Origin of the sequence: Neobacillus rhizosphaerae (genome assembly GCF_050477885.1) — a bacterium.
GTDB classification, from domain to species: Bacteria; Bacillota; Bacilli; order Bacillales; family Cytobacillaceae; genus Neobacillus; species Neobacillus rhizosphaerae_A.
The window spans coordinates 1-5,556 of sequence record NZ_JBCNAC010000012.1; the positions used below are offsets into that span (position 1 = coordinate 1).

Here is a 5,556-nt window from a genome sequence, read left to right on the forward strand (position 1 = left end):
CGCTTCCGCTTTTCTTATTTTAAATTGTCAGGATTTAATACTTCCAACTCTGGTAGCACGAAGAGACCATCTTTTCGAATGAGTACATCGTCAAAATAGATTTCCCCTCCGCCATACTCCGGACGCTGAATGTTAACCATATCCCAATGAATATTAGAGTGGTTTCCATTAAACGCATCATCATAGCATTGTCCAGGAGTGAAGTGGAAGCTGCCGGCAATCTTTTCATCGAATAAAATATCCTGCATCGGATTTAAGATGAAAGGGTTTACTCCAATTGCAAACTCTCCCACGTAGCGTGCTCCCTCATCAGTATCAAAGATTTTGTTAATACGACTAGAATCATTCGATTCAGCCTCAACAATTTTTCCATCTCTAAAAGTAAGCTTAACATTTTCAAAGGTAAAGCCTTGGTAAGGAGACGGGGTATTATAAGTGATGACTCCATTTACTGAATCACGAACTGGAGCTGTGTATACTTCTCCATCGGGAATATTTAATCTTCCTGCACATTTAATAGCAGGTATATCTTTTATAGAGAAGCTTAATTCTGTTCCAGGTCCAGTGATACGAACCTTATCTGTTCGGTTCATCAGTTCAACCAAGCTGTTCATTGCTTGATCCATTTTACCGTAATCCAAGTTACAAACATCAAAATAAAAGTCTTCAAATGCTTCTGTGCTCATTTTGGCTAATTGCGCCATTGAGGAAGTTGGATATCGAAGGACAACCCATTTTGTTTTTGGTACGCGAATATCACGGTGTACCTTTTTTCCAATTGTAGAGCCGTGAATTTTCATTTTTTCATCTGGAACATCTGCTTGTTCATTGATGTTATCTCCAGAACGCAGCCCTATGTATGCATCCATTTTACTCATGACTTTTGCTTCAAAATCAGCCATCATATTATATTGCTCTTCTTCGGCACCAAATAATAGCGCTCGGTCAACCTGATGATCTTTTAACAGAACAAATGGATATCCACCTGCAGCATAGGCTTCCTTCACCAACGCGGTAACAAGCTCACGTTGCAACCCAAAATTCTCAATTAACACCTTTTCACCTTTTTGGAGCTGCACAGAATAATTAATTAAATTCTTTGCCAGCTTCGCTATACGAGGATCTTTCATAGTAACGCCTCCAAACAATTATGTAAGTACAATACTTATTGTAACCGAATAATGACTGAAAGTTGAAAAATAAAGTAACTTCTTCCGTATGAATAGTGAATTTTTTTTAAGGAATAGCAGGAAAACAAGACAAATTAATGGAAGTAGTATAAGATATTAGCGAGGTTTATATCCACGATGGATGGGTAATACATATTGATATAGTTAAGGCGGAGGTGCACGATGCAAATTATTTTATACTTAAGCGTAGCCTTGATAGCCATTGCGTTTTTTGTGCTAGTTATTTACCTATCAAAAACGCTTAAATCACTTCAGGGTACACTTACAAGCGTTTCAGTAACACTGTCAGGATTAGAAAAACAGTTGGATGGGGTAACAAGCGAAACCACATTACTTTTACAAAAAACCAATGCGCTTGCTGAAGATATTCAGCAAAAATCCGAAAGTTTAAATAGTGTGGTGGATGCTGTAAAGGACGTTGGAGTGACCGTTTCCAAATTTAACGGAACATTACTGAATTTAACCAATACGGTAGACCAGCAAGTAGAAGATAGTAAAGAAAAAATCTCACAAATAGTTCAATGGAGTAATGTATTCCTTGAATTGAAAGATAAATGGCAAGCTAGAAAGCAAATAAAACAAGAACAAGAATCAGAACAAATGATTAAAAGAGCAAGATCTCATTAGAATTAAAGGAGGAACGAAGATGTCTAATCGAGAATATGAGTCAAGGGAAGCGAATCAAAATCGTAACGACGAATCTTCCAACAGCTTTATCCTAGGAGCTTTTATTGGGGGGGTAGTTGGAGCAGCAGCAGCATTACTTTTTGCGCCTAAGTCCGGGAAAGAGCTTCGTTCGACGTTAACGAATCAAGCAGGTTCAATTATGGACAAGAGTGGTTCATTACGGGAGAATGTAGTTAGTAAGAGCAGTGAATTAGCATCTAAAACGGCATCCATTTCCCAAGGAATTGTGCTTCAATCCTCCGAACTAGTAAATAAGGTAAAGGGAAAGCAATCTCCAAAAGAAGAATCTGAGTTAACTTATATTCCAATCCAACATGGAAAAGAAAAGGGAACTGTAAAAAAGTCGAATGAATCTGGTCCAAGTGACAGTGAAGACATTCGAAAAAAATTAGAAGAAGCTCAAAAAGCTTTTGATGAAGAAGAGAGCAAGGTAAAACTTTAATAGTTATATTATTTGTGATACAAACGGTGAAGTGATAAAATGACTTCACCGTTTATTTTTATTTAAAGTAGGTCGGCTTCATTGTTGACAGTATGCTTTTTTAATGGAGGAATGTAAAGATGCTAGAAAAAATTGATTCAATTGAGCAATTTGATGAAATAGTAAAAAATGAAAGTAGATTTTATTTGTTAAAGCACAGTTTAACATGTCCGATCAGTCATGCTGCGTACAAGGAGTACGAAAAATATGCAAATGAAAATCAGAATATGCCAACATATTTCTTAGCGGTACAAGATTCACGACCACTTGCTAACGAGATTGCAGAAAGATTTCAAATTAAACATGAATCACCACAAGCAATCCTTATTTCAAATGGAGAAGCAACTTGGAATGCTTCACATTGGAAAATTACCAATAAGGCACTACTAAATGCAAGTAGTGTAACTCAATAAGCAATACTAGAAGGGGATGAATGTTCATCCTCTTCTTTATAAAAAAATTTAGACACTTGTGTTAAGTAGTTAACATAAAATATTTTTATATACCTACGGTTACTTTAATGCTTAAAAGCGTTTAATCGATAAAGAAAAAATAGGTGACAAAGAAATATCTTTCCGCTATAATAAAGCCTAATTATTGAAATATTATAAAATTAAAAATTTTTTAGTGTAAATCATTATGAGTTTTAGTAACTGATTTGCAAATGAAAGGACGGGTCGAATATGGGCAAAAAGATTGAATTGGATCAATTAAGAACACGTGTCGATGAGTTAAACTTGGAATTATTGAGGCTAATTAATGAAAGAGCTCAACTCGTCCAAGAGATTGGGCGGGTAAAAGAAAATCAAGGTGTGTACCGTTACGATCCAGTCCGTGAAAGAAAAATGCTTGATATCATTAAAGAGAATAACGATGGTCCATTTGAAAATTCTACAATAGACCATATTTTCAAAGAAATTTTTAAAGCAGGTTTAGATCTTCAAAAGGATGATCATGAGAAAGCCTTGCTTGTATCTAGAAAGAAGAAGCCTGAAAATACGATTGTTAACCTAAAGGGAGAAACTATAGGTGATGGTAAGCCGCATTTTGTGTTTGGTCCATGTGCAGTTGAATCCTATGAGCAAGTAGCTACGGTTGCCAAGGCGATGAAGGAAAAGGGCTTAAAGCTACTCCGTGGAGGTGCATATAAACCAAGGACTTCTCCTTACGATTTCCAAGGATTAGGTGTGGAAGGGTTAAAAATCTTAAAGCGTGTAGCGGATGAATACGATATGGCAGTAATTAGTGAAATCGTAAACCCAGCCGATATTGAAATGGCTTTAGATTATATTGACGTGATCCAAATTGGTGCACGTAACATGCAGAACTTTGAACTATTAAAAGCTGCAGGGGCCGTAAATAAACCTGTACTGTTAAAAAGAGGGATTGCTGCAACGATTGAAGAGTTTATCAATGCAGCAGAATACATCATGGCACAAGGAAATGGTCAAATTATCCTTTGTGAACGGGGTATTCGGACATACGAGCGTGCTACTAGAAACACGCTTGATATTTCGGCAGTTCCAATTCTTAAACAAGAAACCCATTTACCAGTAATGGTAGATGTGACTCATTCTACAGGTAGAAGAGACTTGTTATTACCTGCTGCAAAAGCGGCGATTGCCATTGGTGCAGACGGAGTAATGGCTGAGGTTCATCCAGATCCGGCAGTTGCCTTATCTGATCAAAAACAACAAATGGACCTTGACCAATTTGACAAATTTTATAATGAATTACTTGCATCAAACTTTGTACGGATTTAATTTTTTGGCTGTGTTAAAGAACAGTGTTAATTTTTTATATCCTGTTGATTGGAGCGGAAGGCACGAAGACTCCTGTGGGAGTATGGTTCAGGGGAGACCCCGCAGGCGCAAGCGCCGAGGAGGCTCGCCGAAACACCCACGGAAAGCGAAGTGCATGGAGCGGAAATCAACAGACAATTTTAACAGAGCCAATTTTTAAAAAAACCTCCTGCACATGCTTGCAGGAGGTTTTTTTTGAGGATTTTTAGAAAAAAATACAAAAAATGTTGACAAATGCAATTGCGGCTTTAATATTCTTATCGTATCATTAAATACATACTAAGATTGTTTATTATCTCACAATCAATATTATGACTAGGTTTTTAATAACAGATGTAAAATAAAGAAAACAATGTACGTTACAGGAGAGTGTTCTAAGTGAATATAACTATTTATGATGTGGCTAGGGAAGCAAATGTATCAATGGCGACAGTTTCCCGTGTAGTAAATGGAAATCCAAATGTTAAACCAGTAACCCGGAAAAAGGTGTTAGAGGTTATTGAAAGATTAGGGTATCGTCCTAACGCAGTAGCAAGAGGATTAGCTAGTAAAAAAACAACAACAGTTGGCGTAATTATCCCAGATATATCTAATATCTTTTTTGCAGAGTTAGCTCGAGGCATAGAAGATATTGCAACTATGTATAAGTATAATATCATTTTGAGTAATTCTGACCAAAACAAGGACAAAGAGTTACACTTACTTAATACTATGCTTGGGAAGCAAGTAGATGGAATTGTGTTCATGGGAGGTAATATTACCGCAGATCACGTGGAGGAATTTGAGAAATCTCCAGTACCGATTGTTCTTGCGGGTTCAATTGAGGAGTCAAATAAGATTCCGTCAGTTAACATTGATTATGAAGAAGCAGTATATGATTCCGTAAAGGAATTCATTGAAAAGGGCCATAAGAATATAGCCATTGTGGTGGGACCGCTTCATGAACCGAAAAATGCCCAGAAAAAACTTAAAGGGTATCAAAGAGCCCTTCAAGAAGCCGGGCTTCCTTATAATGAAGAGCTTATAGTTGAAGGAGATTATACGTACGATTCAGGTATTGAAGCCTTTGAAAAATTACTTGAGGCATCAGCAAGACCAACGGCCATTTTAGTTGGAGCAGATGAAATGGCACTTGGAGTAGTTCATGGGGCCGAGGATAAAGGTTATAAAATCCCTGAGGATTTTGAAGTCATCACATCAGACAATACCAGATTATCACTGATGGTACGTCCGCAGCTTACAACCATTGTGCAACCACTATATGATATTGGAGCCGTTGCAATGAGGCTGTTAACTAAATTAATGAATAAAGAAGGCGTTGAAGAACAAATTGTCGTACTTCCTCACCGCATTGAGCATCGTAATTCAACGAAATAATTAGAAAAGCGGAAGCGCC

General features: G+C 37.1%; 6 protein-coding genes. 5 read left to right on the top strand and 1 reads right to left on the bottom strand.

What is annotated here, in order from left to right:
* Positions 1-14 precede the first annotated feature (14 nt).
* Positions 15-1,130, bottom strand: coding sequence for an aminopeptidase (locus tag ABES03_RS01610; RefSeq protein WP_430114575.1), 1,116 nt, complete (start codon positions 1,128-1,130; stop codon positions 15-17).
* A 222-nt stretch (positions 1,131-1,352) separates the two neighbouring features.
* Here ABES03_RS01610 and ABES03_RS01615 point away from each other — a divergent pair, with 222 nt between their 5' ends.
* The 5 genes from ABES03_RS01615 to ccpA all read left to right on the top strand — a co-directional run bounded on the left by ABES03_RS01615 (position 1,353) and on the right by ccpA (position 5,537).
* Positions 1,353-1,817 (top strand): DUF948 domain-containing protein, encoded by a 465-nt coding sequence (locus tag ABES03_RS01615; RefSeq protein WP_430114576.1) that lies wholly within the window; start codon positions 1,353-1,355, stop codon positions 1,815-1,817.
* A gap of 19 nt (positions 1,818-1,836) precedes the next feature.
* Entirely contained in the window at positions 1,837-2,319 is a 483-nt protein-coding gene (locus ABES03_RS01620; protein WP_430114578.1) for a YtxH domain-containing protein, read from the top strand.
* A 119-nt stretch (positions 2,320-2,438) separates the two neighbouring features.
* On the top strand, positions 2,439-2,771 hold the full coding sequence (ytxJ, locus tag ABES03_RS01625; protein ID WP_430114580.1) for a bacillithiol system redox-active protein YtxJ: 333 nt from the start codon (positions 2,439-2,441) through the stop codon (positions 2,769-2,771).
* A 270-nt stretch (positions 2,772-3,041) separates the two neighbouring features.
* On the top strand, positions 3,042-4,121 hold the full coding sequence (locus ABES03_RS01630) for a bifunctional 3-deoxy-7-phosphoheptulonate synthase/chorismate mutase (RefSeq protein WP_430114581.1): 1,080 nt from the start codon (positions 3,042-3,044) through the stop codon (positions 4,119-4,121).
* 417 nt (positions 4,122-4,538) lie between these two features.
* Positions 4,539-5,537, top strand: a complete 999-nt coding sequence (gene ccpA, locus ABES03_RS01635) for a catabolite control protein A (protein ID WP_430114583.1) — start codon at positions 4,539-4,541, stop codon at positions 5,535-5,537.
* Positions 5,538-5,556 lie beyond the last annotated feature (19 nt).

What these genes read in the sequence shown, in the direction of transcription:
- ABES03_RS01610 (WP_430114575.1), bottom strand. Translation starts at nt 1,130, where the DNA reads ATGAAAGATCCTCGTATAGCGAAGCTGGCAAAGAATTTAATTAATTAT.
- ABES03_RS01615 (WP_430114576.1), top strand. Translation starts at nt 1,353, where the DNA reads ATGCAAATTATTTTATACTTAAGCGTAGCCTTGATAGCCATTGCGTTT.
- ABES03_RS01620 (WP_430114578.1), top strand. Translation starts at nt 1,837, where the DNA reads ATGTCTAATCGAGAATATGAGTCAAGGGAAGCGAATCAAAATCGTAAC.
- ytxJ (WP_430114580.1), top strand. Translation starts at nt 2,439, where the DNA reads ATGCTAGAAAAAATTGATTCAATTGAGCAATTTGATGAAATAGTAAAA.
- ABES03_RS01630 (WP_430114581.1), top strand. Translation starts at nt 3,042, where the DNA reads ATGGGCAAAAAGATTGAATTGGATCAATTAAGAACACGTGTCGATGAG.